General features: G+C 67.6%; 18 protein-coding genes and 1 pseudogene. 14 read left to right on the forward strand and 5 right to left on the reverse strand.

Translation table 11 applies throughout. The features are described from left to right. Window position 1: 1 nt before the first annotated feature. The 3 genes from AC0QTQ_RS12110 (at window position 2) to AC0QTQ_RS12120 (ending at window position 2,245) form a co-directional block, all read left to right on the forward strand. Window positions 2-544, forward strand: a complete 543-nt coding sequence (locus AC0QTQ_RS12110; protein WP_480256785.1) for a sigma factor — start codon at window positions 2-4, stop codon at window positions 542-544. Continuing rightward, complete coding sequence (locus tag AC0QTQ_RS12115; protein WP_480256786.1) at window positions 541-1,182, forward strand: NrsF family protein; 642 nt, start codon at window positions 541-543, stop codon at window positions 1,180-1,182. The genes AC0QTQ_RS12110 and AC0QTQ_RS12115 overlap by 4 nt, the downstream gene beginning before the upstream one ends. An 82-nt stretch (window positions 1,183-1,264) precedes the next feature. After that, window positions 1,265-2,245 carry an MBL fold metallo-hydrolase gene (locus tag AC0QTQ_RS12120; RefSeq protein ID WP_480256787.1) on the forward strand — a complete coding sequence of 327 codons (981 nt, stop codon included), beginning with the start codon at window positions 1,265-1,267 and terminating at the stop codon, window positions 2,243-2,245. Between the two features lie 3 nt (window positions 2,246-2,248). On the opposite strand, the gene AC0QTQ_RS12125 is transcribed toward AC0QTQ_RS12120, so the two are convergent. Continuing rightward, entirely contained in the window at window positions 2,249-2,884 is a 636-nt protein-coding gene (locus AC0QTQ_RS12125; protein WP_480256788.1) for a TetR/AcrR family transcriptional regulator, read from the reverse strand. A gap of 172 nt (window positions 2,885-3,056) precedes the next feature. On the opposite strand from AC0QTQ_RS12125, the gene AC0QTQ_RS12130 reads away from it, so the two are divergent. From AC0QTQ_RS12130 to speB, 7 genes are read left to right on the forward strand one after another with little or no spacing between them, the layout of a single operon-like run. Then, entirely contained in the window at window positions 3,057-4,109 is a 1,053-nt protein-coding gene (locus AC0QTQ_RS12130; RefSeq protein ID WP_480256789.1) for an ABC transporter substrate-binding protein, read from the forward strand. Between the two features lie 49 nt (window positions 4,110-4,158). Continuing rightward, window positions 4,159-4,974, forward strand: a complete 816-nt coding sequence (locus AC0QTQ_RS12135; protein ID WP_121533252.1) for an ABC transporter permease — start codon at window positions 4,159-4,161, stop codon at window positions 4,972-4,974. Continuing rightward, window positions 4,974-5,753, forward strand: a complete 780-nt coding sequence (locus AC0QTQ_RS12140; RefSeq protein ID WP_480256790.1) for an ABC transporter ATP-binding protein — start codon at window positions 4,974-4,976, stop codon at window positions 5,751-5,753. Before AC0QTQ_RS12135 ends, AC0QTQ_RS12140 begins: the two co-directional genes overlap by 1 nt. Continuing rightward, window positions 5,750-6,508 carry an SDR family NAD(P)-dependent oxidoreductase gene (locus AC0QTQ_RS12145; protein ID WP_480256791.1) on the forward strand — a complete coding sequence of 253 codons (759 nt, stop codon included), beginning with the start codon at window positions 5,750-5,752 and terminating at the stop codon, window positions 6,506-6,508. The genes AC0QTQ_RS12140 and AC0QTQ_RS12145 overlap by 4 nt, the downstream gene beginning before the upstream one ends. Further along, the gene (locus AC0QTQ_RS12150; protein ID WP_480256792.1) at window positions 6,502-7,209 is read left to right on the forward strand and encodes an SDR family NAD(P)-dependent oxidoreductase; all 708 of its coding nucleotides are present in this window, start codon (window positions 6,502-6,504) and stop codon (window positions 7,207-7,209) included. The genes AC0QTQ_RS12145 and AC0QTQ_RS12150 overlap by 7 nt, the downstream gene beginning before the upstream one ends. Window positions 7,210-7,220: 11 nt before the next feature. Beyond that, a complete protein-coding gene (locus AC0QTQ_RS12155) occupies window positions 7,221-7,991 on the forward strand; it encodes a creatininase (RefSeq protein ID WP_480256793.1) in 771 nt (256 codons plus the stop codon). 11 nt (window positions 7,992-8,002) lie between these two features. Next, window positions 8,003-8,977 carry an agmatinase gene (gene speB, locus AC0QTQ_RS12160; RefSeq protein ID WP_480256794.1) on the forward strand — a complete coding sequence of 325 codons (975 nt, stop codon included), beginning with the start codon at window positions 8,003-8,005 and terminating at the stop codon, window positions 8,975-8,977. Between the two features lie 40 nt (window positions 8,978-9,017). On the opposite strand, the gene AC0QTQ_RS12165 is transcribed toward speB, so the two are convergent. The 3 genes from AC0QTQ_RS12165 to AC0QTQ_RS12175 form a co-directional block, all read right to left on the reverse strand. Further along, window positions 9,018-9,503 carry a hypothetical protein gene (locus AC0QTQ_RS12165; RefSeq protein WP_480256795.1) on the reverse strand — a complete coding sequence of 162 codons (486 nt, stop codon included), beginning with the start codon at window positions 9,501-9,503 and terminating at the stop codon, window positions 9,018-9,020. A 1,251-nt stretch (window positions 9,504-10,754) separates the two neighbouring features. Next, window positions 10,755-11,468, reverse strand: coding sequence for a lysophospholipid acyltransferase family protein (locus AC0QTQ_RS12170; protein WP_480256796.1), 714 nt, complete (start codon window positions 11,466-11,468; stop codon window positions 10,755-10,757). A gap of 55 nt (window positions 11,469-11,523) precedes the next feature. Then, window positions 11,524-11,766 carry a DUF982 domain-containing protein gene (locus tag AC0QTQ_RS12175; protein WP_480256797.1) on the reverse strand — a complete coding sequence of 81 codons (243 nt, stop codon included), beginning with the start codon at window positions 11,764-11,766 and terminating at the stop codon, window positions 11,524-11,526. An 864-nt stretch (window positions 11,767-12,630) separates the two neighbouring features. Here AC0QTQ_RS12175 and AC0QTQ_RS12180 point away from each other — a divergent pair. From AC0QTQ_RS12180 to AC0QTQ_RS12195, 4 genes are all read left to right on the forward strand, one after another. Then, window positions 12,631-12,813, forward strand: coding sequence for a hypothetical protein (locus tag AC0QTQ_RS12180; protein ID WP_480256798.1), 183 nt, complete (start codon window positions 12,631-12,633; stop codon window positions 12,811-12,813). 75 nt (window positions 12,814-12,888) lie between these two features. Continuing rightward, entirely contained in the window at window positions 12,889-13,695 is an 807-nt protein-coding gene (locus AC0QTQ_RS12185; RefSeq protein WP_480259227.1) for a transglutaminase-like domain-containing protein, read from the forward strand. 217 nt (window positions 13,696-13,912) lie between these two features. After that, window positions 13,913-14,119 (forward strand): cold-shock protein, encoded by a 207-nt coding sequence (locus AC0QTQ_RS12190; RefSeq protein WP_480256799.1) that lies wholly within the window; start codon window positions 13,913-13,915, stop codon window positions 14,117-14,119. A 56-nt stretch (window positions 14,120-14,175) separates the two neighbouring features. After that, entirely contained in the window at window positions 14,176-14,394 is a 219-nt protein-coding gene (locus tag AC0QTQ_RS12195) for a hypothetical protein (protein WP_480256800.1), read from the forward strand. A gap of 611 nt (window positions 14,395-15,005) precedes the next feature. Here AC0QTQ_RS12195 and AC0QTQ_RS12200 read toward each other — a convergent pair. Then, a pseudogene (locus tag AC0QTQ_RS12200) lies at window positions 15,006-15,671 on the reverse strand (transposase); the annotation flags it as partial. Between the last annotated feature and the right edge of the window lie 4 nt (window positions 15,672-15,675).

Below are 15,675 nucleotides of genomic sequence, written 5' to 3' on the forward strand. Positions count from 1 at the left end.
GGTGACCGATCACGACGACTGGGCCACGCTCCTGACCCGCGCCAATGCCGGCGACGGGCCGGCCTTCGCCCGCTTCCTGCGCGAGGTGAGCCCCCCGATCCGCGCGGTGCTGCGCGCCCGCGGTGGCGGGCTGCCGCGCGATCAGCACGAGGACGTGCTGCAGGAGGTGCTGCTGGCGCTGCATCTGAAGCGGCACAGCTGGATCCCGGGCACGCCGGTGCGGCCCTGGGTGATGGCGATCGCGCGCTACAAGCTGATCGACGCCTGCCGGCGGCGCGGCGCGGCGATCCACCTGCCGATTGAAAGCTTTGCCGAGGTGCTGGCCGACGGAAGGCTGATGCCGCCGCTGGCCGGCCGGGATGCCGAGCAGATGCTCGCCCAGATCGACACGCGCTCGGCCGCGCTGGTGCGTGCCGTCGCGCTTGAGGGCGACAGTGCCGAGGAGGCGGGCGGTGCGCTTGGCCTCAGCGCGGGAGCGGCGCGGGTTGCGCTGCACCGCGCGCTGCGCCGCCTCGCGCAGATTGCGGAAAGGATGAAGACGTGACCCAGCCCCAGGAAACCGAGGCATTCATCGCCGCCCTTGCCGCGGCCCCTGCCCCCGAGCCGCTGCGCCCGGGCCGGATGGCGCTGCGCGTCGGCACGGGGCTGGCGCTCGGGCTCGCTGCCGTGCTGACGCTGCTGGGCATCCGCCCCGATCTGGGCGCGGCGCTGATGACCCCCGTCACCGCCGCGAAGACCGTGGTGCCGCTGCTTCTGGCGCTGCTGGCGCTGGCGCTGACCTTCGCGACCACCCATCCGGGCCGCCGCGCGCCGCTCTGGCCGCTGCTGCTGCCACTTGGCCTTGCGCTGGCGCTGTTTGCGGAACGCCTGCTCGACACCCCGCCTGCGGCCTGGCGGGCCGAGCTGATGGGCCACACCGTCCGGGCCTGCCTGCTGTCGATCACCACGATCTCGGCGGCGCCGCTGGTGCTGGGCCTTGCCGCCCTGCGGCGCGGCGCAAGCACCCGCCCCGCACTGACCGGCGGGCTTTGGGGGCTGGCGGTCGGGGCGCTGGCGACGGTGGGCTATACGCTCCATTGCAACGAGGATTCGCCGATGTTCTATGTCGCCTGGTACGGGCTGGCGATCGTGATCTCTGGCGCGGTCGGCGCAATCGCCGGAGCCCGCGTGCTGCGCTGGTGAATGCCGAAGGCCGGGGGCGGGACTGGACAGGACCGCCTCGGCGCCCCATCTGCAGAGGGGGACCCCGCCCGAAGGATGCCCCATGCTCCGCCCCCGCCCCTATGCCGGCCCCGTCAGCGACCATTTCGACGGCACGCGCTTCTTCGCGCCGGGCCAGCCCTCGCCCGACCGCAGCCTGCGCGAGCTCCTGCGCTGGCACCGCGAGGGCAACCGCGCGCCCTGGCCGAAACGGGTGGCGGTGACACCCGCCGTACCGCCGGCCCGATCGGGCCCCGCCCGGGTCACCATGGTCGGCCATGCGACGATGCTGATTCAGGTGGCCGGGGTGAACTTGCTCACCGATCCGGTCTGGTCCGAACGCGCGAGCCCCTCGCGGCTGATCGGCCCGCGCCGTGTCACCGCGCCGGGGATCGACTTCGACCGGCTGCCGCCGATCGACGCGGTGCTGCTCAGCCACAACCACTATGACCACCTCGACATCGCCACGCTGCGCCGGCTGCAGGCGCGGCACCGGCCGCTGATGGTGATGCCGCTCGGCACCGATGCGACGGTGCGGCGCGCGGTGACGGGGGCGCGGATCGTCACCGCCGACTGGCACGAGGAGGTGCCCCTCGCCCCCGGCATCGCCGCGACGCTGACGCCGGCGAACCACTGGTCGGCGCGCCGGCTCGGCGACCGGCGGCGGGCGCTGTGGTGCGGGTTCTGGATCGACAGCCCCGCGGCGCGGCTGTGGTTCGCGGGCGACACGGGCTATGGCGACGGCGCGATCTTCCGCACCATCCGCGCCCGCCACGGCGCCCCCGACATCGCGCTGATCCCGATCGGCGCCTATGCGCCGCGCTGGTTCATGGCCGCGCAGCACATCGCGCCCGACGAGGCGGTGCAGGTCTTTCGCGACATCGGCGCGCGCGCGGCGCTTGGCTTTCACTGGGGCACGTTCCAGCTGACCGACGAGCCGCGCGAGGAACCGGCCGAGCTGCTGGCCGCGGCGCTTGCCGCGGCCGGCATCGCGCCCGAGCGGTTCCGCGCCTTCCGCCCGGGCGAGGTCTTTGCCGAAGGCTGAGCCTCAGCGCCCCGGAAACCCGCCCGGCATCAGCGCGTTCAGATCGTTGCGCAGGTGCTGGAGCCCGGCCTCGCAACTGCTGCCGTCGGCGGCGATGAACTCGATGAAGCGGGCGTTCTGCAGGTTGAACAGCGCCCAGCCCAGATGCGCCGGATCGACCGTTTCCGGCAGAATCCCCGCCCCGACCATGCGCTCGATCTCGCGGATCAGCACCGAGGCCAGACGGTTGTCGAGCTCGTGATAAAGCTTGCCGAAGCGCGGTTCGGTGCCCGAGACCGAGGCCGCGATCACCTGCCGCCAGATCGCCTTGTCGAGATGGGTCTGGGTGTGGCGACAGACGATCTCGAAGAAGCCGAGGACGCGGTCGGTCAGGGTCTCGCCCCGCGCGCGCAACCCGCGCTCCAGCGTCGCCAGCAGCTCGCGGTCGCTTTCCGCCACAAGTGCCAGCAGCACCCCCGATTTCGTGCCATAGTAATTGTGCACGGTGACACTGGAGACGCCGGCGATCTCGGCGATCGCCTCCATGGTGATCTTTTCAAGACCGGCCTCGAGAAACAGGCTCTTGGCGGCGGCAATGATGCGCGCCTTGCGGTCTTCCTTCTGCCGCTCGCGCAGGCTGGTGGGCTGTTGTTCCGTCATGGCGGCATCATTTCGTCTCGTGGCGGGAATTGCAACAAACAATTTATCGTATCAAATTTTTTATTGACTAAAGAATTTAGCCACGTATGAATTTTTGCAAGACCACCATCACTCACACGACCACCACTCACGACATCACCAAGAAAAACGACGACCGTCAGGGAGCCCCACGATGAAGACGCTGACCATCGCCTTTGCTGCCATCGCCGCCTTGAGTGCCGGAACCGCCTCGGCCAAGGACACCATCAACATCGGCATGTGCGTGTCCTGGCCCGGCTATGCCATGCTCGACGTGGCCAAGCAGAAGAACCTGCTGCCCGGTTACGACCTCAACATCACCAATTTCGAGGACCCGCTCGGCGGCCATGCCGCGCTCGCCGCGGGGCAGATCGACGTCTACGGCTGCACCGCCGATTACGTGCCGGTCTCGGTCGAGGCCGGGCTGAACGAGGTCAACGTCGCCTATCTCAACCCCTCCTACGGGGTCGATCACGTGATCCTCGCCGCCGGCATGGACCCCGCCGCGCTGAAGGGCAAGAAGGTTGCCGCGCCGCAGGCCTATATCGGCCAGCTGCTGATGGGGCTCTGGCTCGACCGGCAGGGCATCGCGCCCGGCGACGTGACCTGGGTGAACCTCAATGCCGACGAGGCGGTGGGGCCGATGCTCTCGGGCGATCTGGCCGCGGCCTACATGTACGAGCCCTGGATCTCGAAGGTGCTCGAGGCCGCGCCCGGCGCGAAATCGGTGGTGAACACCACCGCCCCCGAGATGCTGAAGACCGGCATCTTCATGGACTCGCTCTACATGAACAAGGACTTCATCGCGAAGAAGCGCGACGCGGCCCTCGCCGTCCTCAAGGCCGAATGGGACGCCCGCGGTTACTGGCATGACCATGTCGAGGAGGTGAACGCGCTGATGGCCGAGACCCTGCAATGGCCGGTCGAGGACGTCAATGCGGTGATCGGCACCAATGGCAAGAGCCTCGACGGCGGCATCTATGTCTTCGACTTCGACGAAAGTGCGCGCACCTGTGGCGTGCTGGATGGCGAGCCGCCCTTCGGCCTGCCGAACGGCTCGATGCCGGGTTCGGTCGCGCTGACCAACGAGTGGTGGATCAAGCTTGGCCTGATGAAGACCAAGATCGATCCGGCGAAGGGCATCGACTGCTCGCTGATGGGCGATCTTGTGGCGCGGGGCTATCGCCAGTCCTTCACCGCGAACTGATCCCGGCATTGCCCCGCGGCACCCGCCGCGGGGAGCAACGGAGGACCCGATGTCGACCGCTTCCAAGGGGCGCAAAGCCCGGCTGCTGCAAGTCCGCGTCCCGGTCTCGGGGCGACAGGCGCTGATCTCGGCCCTCGGGGTCTGGATCGCCTTCTTCGGGGTCTGGATCCTCGCCTCGGGGCTTGGCTGGGTGAACCCGATCCTGGTGCCGCCGCCCGGCAAGGTCTTTGCCACCATCGTGCGGCTCTTCGCCGAGCAGGGCTTCGGCGCCGATGTGCTGATCTCCATCGGGCGGGTGCTGATCGCCTTTGCGCTCGCCAGCCTCGTCGCGGTGCCGCTCGGCGTCGCCATGGGGGCCTTCCCGGCGATCAACGCCGTCTTCGCCCCCTTCGTCTCGGCCTGGCGCTATCTGCCCGCGCCCTCCTTCATCCCGATCCTCTTGATGTGGTTCGGCACCGGCGAGACGCCGAAGCTCGCGCTTCTCTTCCTCGGTGTGATCTTCTTCCTCGTCACCCTGATCGCCGACCACACCCGCGAGATCCGCAAGGAGCTAATCGAGACCGCGCTGACGCTTGGCGCCAATCGCCGGGTGACGGTGTTCCAGGTGATGCTGCCCGCCGTGCTGCCCAATATCCTCGTCGCGATGCGGCAGATGCTGGCCGTGGTCTGGACCTATCTGGTGATCGCCGAGATCGTCGCCTCCACCACCGGCATCGGCGCGATGATGATGCGCGCCCGCCGGTTTCTCAAGACCGACGAGATCCTTGCCGGCATCATCGTGATCGGCGCGCTCGGCATGGCCTGCGACATGGCCTTCGCCCTTCTGCACCGCCGCCTCTTCCCCTATCTGGAGGACAAGCGCTGATGTCCGCCCTGCTGCAAATCCAAAACGTTTCCAAGACCTTCGATCTGCCCGGCGGGCAGGCACTGACCGCGGTCGACGATGTCAGCTTCGCGGTCGAGAAGGGCTCGATCTGCGTGCTCCTCGGCCCCTCGGGCAGTGGCAAGTCCACCATCCTGCGGATGATCGCCGGGCTCGAGACCCAGAGCTCGGGTGCCGTGCTGCTCAATGGCACCCCGATCGACGGGCCCGGGCGCGAGCGTGGCATGGTGTTTCAGGCCTATAGCTCGTTCGACTGGATGTCGGTCGGCAAGAATGTCGAATTCGGCATGAAGATCAACGGCGTGCCCGCGGCCGAACGGCGCGCGCGGGCCGAGCGCTTCATCGGCCTCGTCGGGCTGTCGAAATTCATAGACGCCTATCCCTCGCGGCTTTCGGGCGGCATGCGGCAGCGCGTGGCGATTGCCCGCACGCTGGCCAATGCCCCCGACGTGCTGCTGATGGACGAGCCCTTCGGCGCCCTTGACGCCGAGACCCGCTGGCAGATGCAGGAGCTGATGATCGAGGTGGCCGAGGCCTCTGGCACGACGATGATCATCGTCACCCATGACATCGAGGAGGCGATCTTCCTTGCCGACAAGATCGTGTTCCTGTCAAGCCACCCGGGCCGGCTGAAGGAGGAGATCCTCCCCACCTTCAAGCCCGGCCGGCTGCGCAACAAGGAAGATGTGATCGCCCTGCCCGGCTATGCCGAGATGGAGCGCAAGATCATGCGGATGATGCGCGAGGAGGGCCACAAATGACCGGCCTCGACTTCACCGGCCGCACGGTCGTCATCACCGGATCGAGCCGCGGCATCGGGCTGGGCATCGCCCAGGGCTTCGCCCGCGCCGGCGCGACGCTGCACCTGATCGCGAATGACGCCGCGGTGCACGCGCGCGCCGCCGACCTTGGCGCCACCGCGGCCGAGGCCGACATCTCGGTGAAATCCGAGGTGCTCCGCGCCCTCGCGCCCCTCGAGCGCATCGACGTGCTGATCAACAACGCAGGCCTCGAGCTGATGACGCCAATCGGGGATGCGTCGGACGCGACGACCGACGCCTTCCGTCGGGTGATCGACATCAACGTGACCGGCACGGCGCTCGTCACCGCCACGGCGCTTGGCCGGATGGGCGCGGGCGGCGCGATCGTCAACACCGCCTCGATCTGGGGCCGCGTGGCCGAACCGGGTTTCGGCGCCTATGTCGCCTCGAAACACGCGATCATCGGGCTGACCAAGACCTGGGCGCGCGAGCTCGGCCCCCGCGGCATCCGGGTGAACGCGGTCTGCCCCGGCTGGGTGCGGACCGAGGCCTCGATGCGCTCGCTTGGCCGGATCGCGGCCGAGGCGGGCCGGGCCGAGGACGATCTGCTCACCGACATCGTCGCCGGGCAGGCCCTGCCCGGCCTGATGGAGCCGCCCGACATGGCGCCCACCTATCTGTTTCTTGCCTCCGACCTTGCCGCGAACATCACCGGCCAGTCGCTGGGCGTCGACCGAGGAGAAGTCCCATGGTGAAACCGCTTTCCGGCAAGCGCGCCCTTGTCACCGGCGCGGCGAGCGGCATCGGCTTTGCCGCCGCCTGCGCGCTGCAGGAGGCCGGCGCCGAGGTGATCGGTCTCGACCTGCTCAGCACCGAGGCGCCGTTCCAGATCCTGGCCTGCGACCTTGCCGACGAGGCGCAGATCGTCGCGACGGTCGCGGGGGCGGCGGCGCGGATGGGGGGCATCGACATCCTCGTCAATAACGCCGGCATCCTCGAGGAAGCCCCGCTTGGCGCGCTGAGCGCCGCCCATATCGACCGGATGTTCGCGGTCAACGTGCGCGGCGCGATGCTGGTCGCGCGCGAGGTGCTGCAGCATCTGCCCGATGGCGGGCGGATCATCAACACCGTCTCGGAACTCGCCTATCTCGGCCGCGCCAATGCCTCGGTCTATGCCGCGACCAAGGCGGCGATGCTGGGCGCGACCCGGTCCTGGGCGCGCGAACTCGCGCCGCGGATCCTGGTGAACGCCGTGGCGCCCGGGCCGACCGACACCCCGCTTCTGGGTTTCGAGAAACTCGACGCCCGCGCGCAGGCCGAGGAAACCGCCTACCCGATCGGCCGCATCGGCCGCCCCGAGGAAGTGGCGGCCGCCGTGGTCTTCCTCGCCGGCCCCGGCGCCACGCTCTTTATCGGACAATGCCTCGGCGCCAATGGCGGCGCGGCGATGATGTGATGGACCAGACGATGACCGACACCGTTTTCTATGCCGAACTGCCCTGGCCCGAGGTCGAGGCCCGCATCGCCGCCGGCGCGCCGGTGTTCCTGCCGCTCGGCGCGACGGAACAGCACGGCCGGCACATGGCGCTGAACGTCGATGTGGTGCTGCCCACCGCAGTGGCCGCGCGGGCGGCGGCCGAGGTCGGCGGGCTGGTGCTGCCGACGCTCGCCTATGGCAACCGCTCGCAACCCAAAACCGGCGGCGGCCCGGGCTTTCCCGGCACGGTGAACCTGACCGCGCAGACCTTCGCACTGATCGTGCGTGACGTGATCTGCGATCTCTTCCGCCAGAAGGTGCGCAAGATCGTCACCGTGAACGGGCATTACGAGAATATCGGCCCGACGATCGAGGGGATCGAGCTGGCGCTCGACGCGATCGGGCGCGACCGCACCGACGGCCTTGTCATCCTGCGCGTCGACCACTGGGACATGGTGCAGCCCGAGACGCTCGATCGCATCTTCCCCGACGGCTATCCGGGGATCGAGCTCGAACATGCCTCGGTGATCGAGACCTCGATGATGATGGCGCTGCGGCCCGAGCTTGTCGATCTGACGAAGGCAGCCCATGACGGCCCCGCCGCCTTCCTGCCCTATGACCGCTACCCCAAGCCCTGCGCCGAGGTGCCGCCCTCGGGTGTGCTGTCGCTGACCGAGGGATCCTCGGCCGAGAAGGGCGAATGGCTGCTGGCCGATTGCACGGCCGGCATCGCCGCCGCCGTTGCCCGCGAATTCAACTGAGGACGCTGAAAATGACCAAGTTCCACCAGCCCATCGACGCCGCCGAAGTGCCGCGCTTCGCCGGGCTTTCGACCTTCATGCGCCTGCCCGCCGTGGCCTCGGCCGCGGGGCTCGATATCGCGCTGATCGGGATTCCGTGGGATGGCGGCACGACGAACCGCGCCGGTGCCCGGCACGGGCCGCGCGAGGTGCGCAACATGTCGAGCCTGATGCGCAGCGCGCACCACGCCTCGGGCGTCGCCCCCTTCGAGATCGCCAATATCGCCGATGTGGGCGACCTCTCGGTGAACCCGATCGACGTGATGGACGGGATCGCGCGGATCCAGAACGGCATGGCCGCGATCGTCGCCACCGGCGCACTGCCGCTTGCCGTGGGCGGCGACCACCTGACCACCCTGCCCTCGCTGCGCGCCGTCGCGAACGGGCCGCGGGGGGGCGGCAAGCCGCTCGGGATGATCCATTTCGATGCGCATTCCGACACCAACGACACCTATTTCGGCGGCAACCGCTTCACCCACGGCACCCCCTTCCGCCGCGCGATCGAGGAGGGCGTGCTCGACCCGAAGCGCGTGGTGCAGATCGGCATCCGCGGCTCGGTCTACGAGCCGGGCGAGCATGACTGGGCCAAGGCGCAGGGCATCCGCATCATCTACATGGAAGAATTCGTGGCCCGCGGCCCCGCGGCGGTGATCGCCGAGGCGCTGGAGATCGTCGGGCAGGATCCGACCTACATCACCTTCGACATCGACTCGATCGACCCCTCGATGGCGCCGGGCACCGGCACGCCCGAGATCGGCGGCTTCACCACCCGCGAGGCGCAACAGATGCTGCGCCTCCTTGGCCCGGTCAACATCGCCGGCGCCGATGTGGTCGAGGTGGCGCCGCCCTTCGACGTCGGTGGCATGACGGCGCTCGCCGGCGCCACGGTGATGTTCGAGCTGATGTGCGTGATGGCGACGCAGGTCGATCAGCGCCGCAACGGCTGAGACACCAGCGCCCCGGCACCGACCGGGGCGCCCGCCCGGCTCACGAGCACTGCGTCAGATAGTTCTGCTGCGCCGTGTCGAGAAGCCCGTCGAGAACCGCCATGCCGAGCGGGCTGCCCGAGACATCGGGCACCTGCCCCAGCGGCCCACGCATGCGCAGCTGCTTGAGCAGCAGTTCCGGGTGATAGTGGCGCAGCATCGAGCCGAAGACGAGCGAGAAGGCCATGCCCTGCTGCGGGTCGAGCGCGCCCATCGTCGTGACCGTCGGCAGCGACAGCCCCGAAAGCTGCGCGACCGCGGCCGGGTCTGCATTCTGGTTTGCCTCGAGAACCGCCCCGATCCGCTCGATCTCGTCGGCCGAACGGGTCGCCACGCCGGTCTCGATCTCGTGAAGCGCGCTGCATTGCGCGGCGGAGAAGCTCATCGGCGCATCGGCGGGCGGCAGCGTGGCGAATTGCGCCAGCGCCGGCAGCGCGGGTGCGGCAAAGGCGCAGGCGGTGGCAAGGGAAAGCAGGTGTGCACGCATCGAGAGGTCCCGGCGACAGTGGTCAGTTCGGCACGGGCATGCCACGGATCCGGCGCGGAGGACAGGCACGCCTGCGTGACCGCGCCGCGCCCCGGCCAGTTCCCGCCGGCGGCCGGACGGCCCGAGGGACGCGTGGGATCTTGGTCAGGGGCTGGTGCCGACGGAGGGCATCCCGAGGATGTCGCGCGCCGTTTCCTGACGCCCCAAAACATGAGATAAAGCCATCAAATTACAGAAGAAAACGTCTCACCCCGTCGCTGAAGACACGTAAGAAGCGCACGCAGGATGTAGGGCTAGTGTGGCGCTTGCAGTGGCGGCAAAAGACAGGCTGACGGCGATCAAGATCAAGAACGCGGCCCCCTGGCCTCCATGGTGACGGAGGTGGTCTATATCTCCACCGCACAGTGGATGGCGGGAAGTGGATCTACCGCTTCACCTTCGCGGGTCGGCGCCGTGGCAGGGGCCCGGGCGCCCTTTCGGCCGTTTCCCGGCGCAAGCGCGCAAGGAGCGGGGCCGCCGGGCCGCGGTTCGAGCCGCCGGCCGCGATCCGATCTCCGTGCGGGCACAAGAGAAGAACACGGCGACGATCGAGGCCGCCCGAGCGGATCAAGTGCCCCCTCCGGGCGGCCGAAGCCTGTCGCGTCCCGCTCTCGAAAGCGGCGCTTGAGATCGTTCGGACCGCTCGGCACCTGTCGAATGACCGCGTCGACGGCTTGCTGCTTCCGGGCGCGCTTGGCGGAGCCCTGTCGCAGAATGCGCTGCTCAATGTGCCCGACGACATGCACGAGGCCGGCAGGCCACACGGGCTCCGCACCAGCTTCCGGACCTGGGTATAGGAGACCGCCTCCGCTTCCCATGAGGTCGCGGCGACGGCACTCGGGCACAAGATCGGCGGACGCGTGGAACGGCCTTGCGCGAGATCCGATTACCTGGACCAGCGCGCCGCCCTCATGCGACGATGGGCCGATCATGTCGCAGGCGACGACACGGCGGGCCGGAGCTGATCTAGACGATCCGGGCCGCTTGACCACAAGACAACGCATCTGTCGCCCCGCCGCCAGCCACCGGAACCTCAGCTCTGATCGCAGCCAAAGCGCCGTGTCGATCGCGGGCGGAATGATCTGTATGGCGTTTCGCCCATTCCCTTTCCGAGAAGGCCGGACAGCCCCGAGGGAAGTCGAGACGCATTTTCAGGGATGGGGAATCGGGCTTTCTCGGCGAGGAGGACAGGATGGTGGGTGGTGCGGGCCCCTAGATCTCTGCCGGGACGAGGCGGCCCTTCTCGGTGTTCAGAAGCTGTTCGACCTGTGCCATCACGTCGGCGGGGGGCAGGCCCGGCGGGATCGGCGGGAAATAGGAAACGACGATCGTGCCGCCCCGCTTTGCGCCTTTGCCCCAGAAGCAGCCGGCATTGTGCACCACCGGAACCACCGGCAGATCGAGCTTGCGATAGAGCGCGATCAGCCCGGGCTGGAACTTGCGTTGCTCATGCACGCCGATGCGGGTGCCTTCGGGGAAGATCAGGATCGAGCGACCGCGCGCCACCTCCTGCCGCGCCTCGGAGATCATCGCCGCCATTGCCCGGCCGCCGCCGCTGCGGTCGATCAGGATCATCGGCGCATGGCTCAGGAACCAGCCGAAGACCGGGATCCTGCGCAGCTCCTGCTTGGCGATGATGCAGACGTCGGGGACCAGCTGGTTGAACGCGAGGGTTTCCCAGGTGGACTGGTGGTTGCAGACATAGATGCAGGGGGCATCGAGATGCTTGTTCTCGATGCCCTCTTCGCGCAGGCGCAGCCCGAGGATGCGGTGCGACAGGCCCAGCACGCCGCTGGTCCAGAAGCGGATCGCGGCGCGGGTGAGGCCGGGGCGTTGCAGCAGCGCAAGGGCCGGGATGAAGGGGCTCTGCAGCAACGTCCAGAGCCCGAAAAACACGTCGAAAAGTCTCGATCGGACGATCAGCATCCTTGGCCTTGTGCTCCTTGGCATCAGCCTGCAGTCGGGTGAGCCCCGGCCGCCATCAGGCGGCGAGGGGCAGGGTCTGGCGGTGCTGCGGCACGAAGCCGGCGCTGCGGGCGGCATGCAGGAAGGCGTGGCGCGCCTCGCTGACCGAGCCCAGACAGTCCATCGCAGCCTCGAGACGGCCAAGCGCATGCTGGCGCGCCGCGTCAGCGACGGGCCACTTCTTGCGCAGCCAGTATTGCGCCTGTTCGATCGTGCTGAACTTCTGCACGTCGCCTTCCGGCGAGATCACGAGAGACATGGGTTCACCCCAGTAGATTTCGATCAAGGTATTGGTCTTTCTTGGAAAACGTGAGGGCACTCGGCAAAGCCGGTGTTCCTCTCACGGCAGGCGTGTCGGTCGCGGGGCCGATCGCGCCAGGTTGATTTGTGCGGCATCGGCTCTGGCCGCGCGCTGCGCATGCCAGGAAGCCTGCCCATGTGGTCAGGCGCGACGTCGGGCGTTGCAAGCTGACCTGTGCCCGGTGGCACGTTCGGCTTGCCTGCCTGCCGCGGCAGGGACGAGCCCATCCCGTCTGTCGACCGCCGCTGCGGTTCGGACGTGTTGTGTGGTGGTCTGGTCGACCTGTTTCACGCTGGCCGGATCGGTCATCGTGCGTTCCTTTCCGAAGTGCCGCCCACAGGATGCGGGGGGCCGGGCAAAGCTCAAGATCGTCGCTGAGCCGGAAGGAACAGGGTCCGAGAAGAAGAGATGCAAACCCTAGATAGGGGCTCGACCCATGAATTGCGAGAAAATAAAGCACCCCCGCAGACAGGTTCGGGCAACCCTTTCCTGCCAAAGGAGATTATCTTGAAGGTCCAGCCCTCTGGAGCCTGCATCGGGGCCTTTTGGGGGATCGCACGCCGGTATTGCGCCGGTTCTTCGGAACGAGGGCTCGCAATCGAACGGGATCTCCCCATATCATGAGGAACTGCAGTGTTCATCCCGGGGGCGGACGCCGACCTCCGCGGGCGCCGTGGCGCCGATCGGGGAACCGGGCAGTTGCCCCGGCCATCCGGTCTCCCGGACCTGCAGGCCGAAGGCCTGATCGCGACGGCGCCATCCGCCCGTGCGACGCGTCATCAGACCCTGAGTGGACGTGTTGCCAGAAAAGGATGCCACAAGATGAAATCGCCGGAGACCGAAGACCGCGAGCCCGCAGAGGCTGCGCGTCCCGCGACCGAGACCTCGCAGAAGCCGGACACCCCGCATCCGCGGGTGCGTGGATCGATCTTCGATCCCTCTTACGCACCCGAGGGAGCCGAGCTGCGCAAGGCATGGTCCCGCTTCGATCGCAAGAAGCTATGAGGGTCTCGACGGCCGAGCCGGCCCGCGCGCCCTTCGCCTTCCCCATCCGCGAGGTTCGCGATGACGTTCAATAATATCCGGATCAAGCTCGGCTGCCGGTTCAATCTGAGCCTGCCGCAGCCGACGCCGATGATCGCGTTGCTGAACGTGCATTTCTCGCGCGTGGGCGATCTGGAATTCCCCGACCATGTGCGCACCTGGCCGCCGGTGCCGCTGAGCGCCTATCGCGACGCGTTCGGCAACTGGTGCACGCGGCTCGTCGCGCCCGCGGGTGACTTCAGCATCGGCACCGAGGGGGTGATCGGCGACAGCGGCCTGCCGGACGCGCGCCCGCCGGACGGCGGTCAGAGCCCGGTCGAGACCCTGCCCGACGAGACGCTCGCCTTCCTGCTGGGCAGCCGCTATTGCGAGACGGATGTGCTCTCCGACACCGCCTGGCGCCTGTTCGAGCATACCCCGCCCGGGCGTGCCCGAGTGCAGGCGATCTGCGACTTCGTGCATGGGCACATCCGGTTCGACTACCTCGCCGCGCGGGCGACCCGCAGCGCGGCGCAGGCCTATGCCGAGGCGCAGGGCGTGTGCCGCGATTACGCGCATCTGGCGATCACCTTCTGTCGCTGCATGAACATCCCTGCACGGTACTGCACCGGGTATCTGGGCGACATCGGCATGCCGCCGCCCTATCCGCCCGGCGATTTCGCGGCCTGGATGGAGGTCTGGCTGGATGGCCGCTGGTGGGTGTTCGATCCGCGCAACAACACCCCCCGCATCGGTCGCGTGCTGGTCGCCCGCGGGCGCGATGCCGCCGATGTGCCGCTGATCCATTCCTTCGGAACGAATGTTCTGACCGGGTTCGAGGTCTGGACGGATCAGATCGCCTGATGCAGGCCGCGGCGGGCCGATCCTGAACCTCATTCGGTGCGGAAAATCCGGGGAGGCGTCTTTTCCTTTGTGAAATGCCGCCGAGTCGTGTAGGAAGAGCAGGCTACGTTGTTCCCAACTGCACCTGTCTCCTTTGTCGGCTTCAGTCTGCCTTTTAGAATTGACTGAGCCGGGCTGCCGCGTTTTGCGGGCGGTATTTATTTAAGGAGATCTCACGATGGCCAATGGCACCGTGAAATGGTTCAACAGCACCAAGGGTTTCGGCTTCATCGAACCGAAGAACGGCGGACGGGACATCTTTGTCCACATCTCGGCGCTCGAGCGCGCAGGCATTGCGCAGCTCAATGATGGCCAAGCCGTCACCTACGAAGTCGAGACCGGCCGCGACGGCCGTGAATCCGCTCGCGATCTGCAGGTCGCCTGATCGGAACGATCCTGGATCCGGCTCCACCGGCCGGATCACACGATCAAGGAGGCGTCATGCCCCGCAAGGATAAGACCAGCGGTTTCTTCCGCGAGATTGCTCAGGCGCCGACCTCGGCGCAGGAGCGCACCGATGCCGCGGTCAAGCTGATCCGCGAGACCGAAGCGGAATCGCGCGCGGATCTGACCGCAAGCCTGCGCGCCGCACGTATCGCACGCGACACGGGTGGCATGCCCCCCGCTGCACCATCCGGCAAGGCAAAGTCGCGCAGCTGAGCCGCGCGCATCCAGCACACAGAGATTCCCGGAGCTTCTCTTCGGGATGTTACGGAGGGCCCAACCATGGCTGCCGAAAAAAAGCCTTCGGGCAAGACCCACGGGGCACATAAGGCGCCCCATCGGGAAGAACATCCCAGCCTCGGCTGGCATGAGTTCTTCCAGAGCCTCGTCACCGAGAGATCTCCGGACCGTCGGCTTGCACTGCCGCATGGGATCCAGGAATAGGCTTTCACTGTCAGTGTGGTGAATGGCATTCCCGGTGAGGCGGCTGAGCGCGATATGGCTTCACTTTGAGCCGATCGGTGTTCGTCGGATGACTTACCGGGAGGTGGAGCGGCAGGGGGAAATCCCTGCCGTTTCGCTTTTCGGAAGTACCGGCGCTCGAACTGAATGGTGCGTGACGAGTGCTTGCTTCATCGCCTTCGCGTCGGCACCGTCCGTCATGCTGCACGGAGCAGGGGTCGGGTTTTGGCAGGGGCATTCTGCGCTCAGCATACGGCTCCGGCGTCCGCTGAGGGCCGAGCACGTCGGGTCTGAGGTTGTGGCCCGATCTCGGGGTTGTTGCGCAACTCATGCCTGAGGCATGATGCCCCCCTTCCCCGCCGGCGTCATGCTACGCGGACGATCTCAGCGATACCGAGCGCATTGAAACGGTTGATGAGGGCGCAGCGGATCCGGATTTCGGCGGTTTGTCGGTCCGGGTCTCTTGCGGCGATGCGCTCGCCGAAAGCCTTGAGCCGAGCCGAGCCGATGAGTGCCACCGGTTCGAGCGAACCGGCGAGGGCATTTTGCCTCGATCCGGCTTCGGACATGGTATCCGGTCCATCGCGTCCAGAGCGCCCTGCCATAGTGCCGGGTGGCGCGAAGGGTTTCGTTTCGGGTGATTGCCGCCGGGCAGTCCTCTTTCCACGGCCGCCCGCTTTTGCGGATAGGGATGATCGGCGAGGCCTGACGGTCGATGATGGCGGCGTGGCAACGGCGCGTGTCATACGCGCCATCGGCGGTCACGGTGCCGATCTCTTCGCACTCGGGGATCTGGTTGAGCAGTTCCGGCAATGAGGAGGACAAGAAAACAGTCCGGGGGACTGTTTTCCCGACGAATGGACTGTCACCATCGCTGCTGGGAGTGAATTCCACGGCGCGGATGTCAGACGTGGCGGCAGCTTGAACAGGACCTTGATGGTCAGACAGAATTGGATTGCCGTATCCGAGAACAACGCGGGGCAACCCGGGCTGCCGTCATGCGGCGCGAGCCAGGTCATCTCCTTGGTAAGCGGT

This window comes from Paenirhodobacter sp. YD-8 (genome assembly GCF_056590935.1).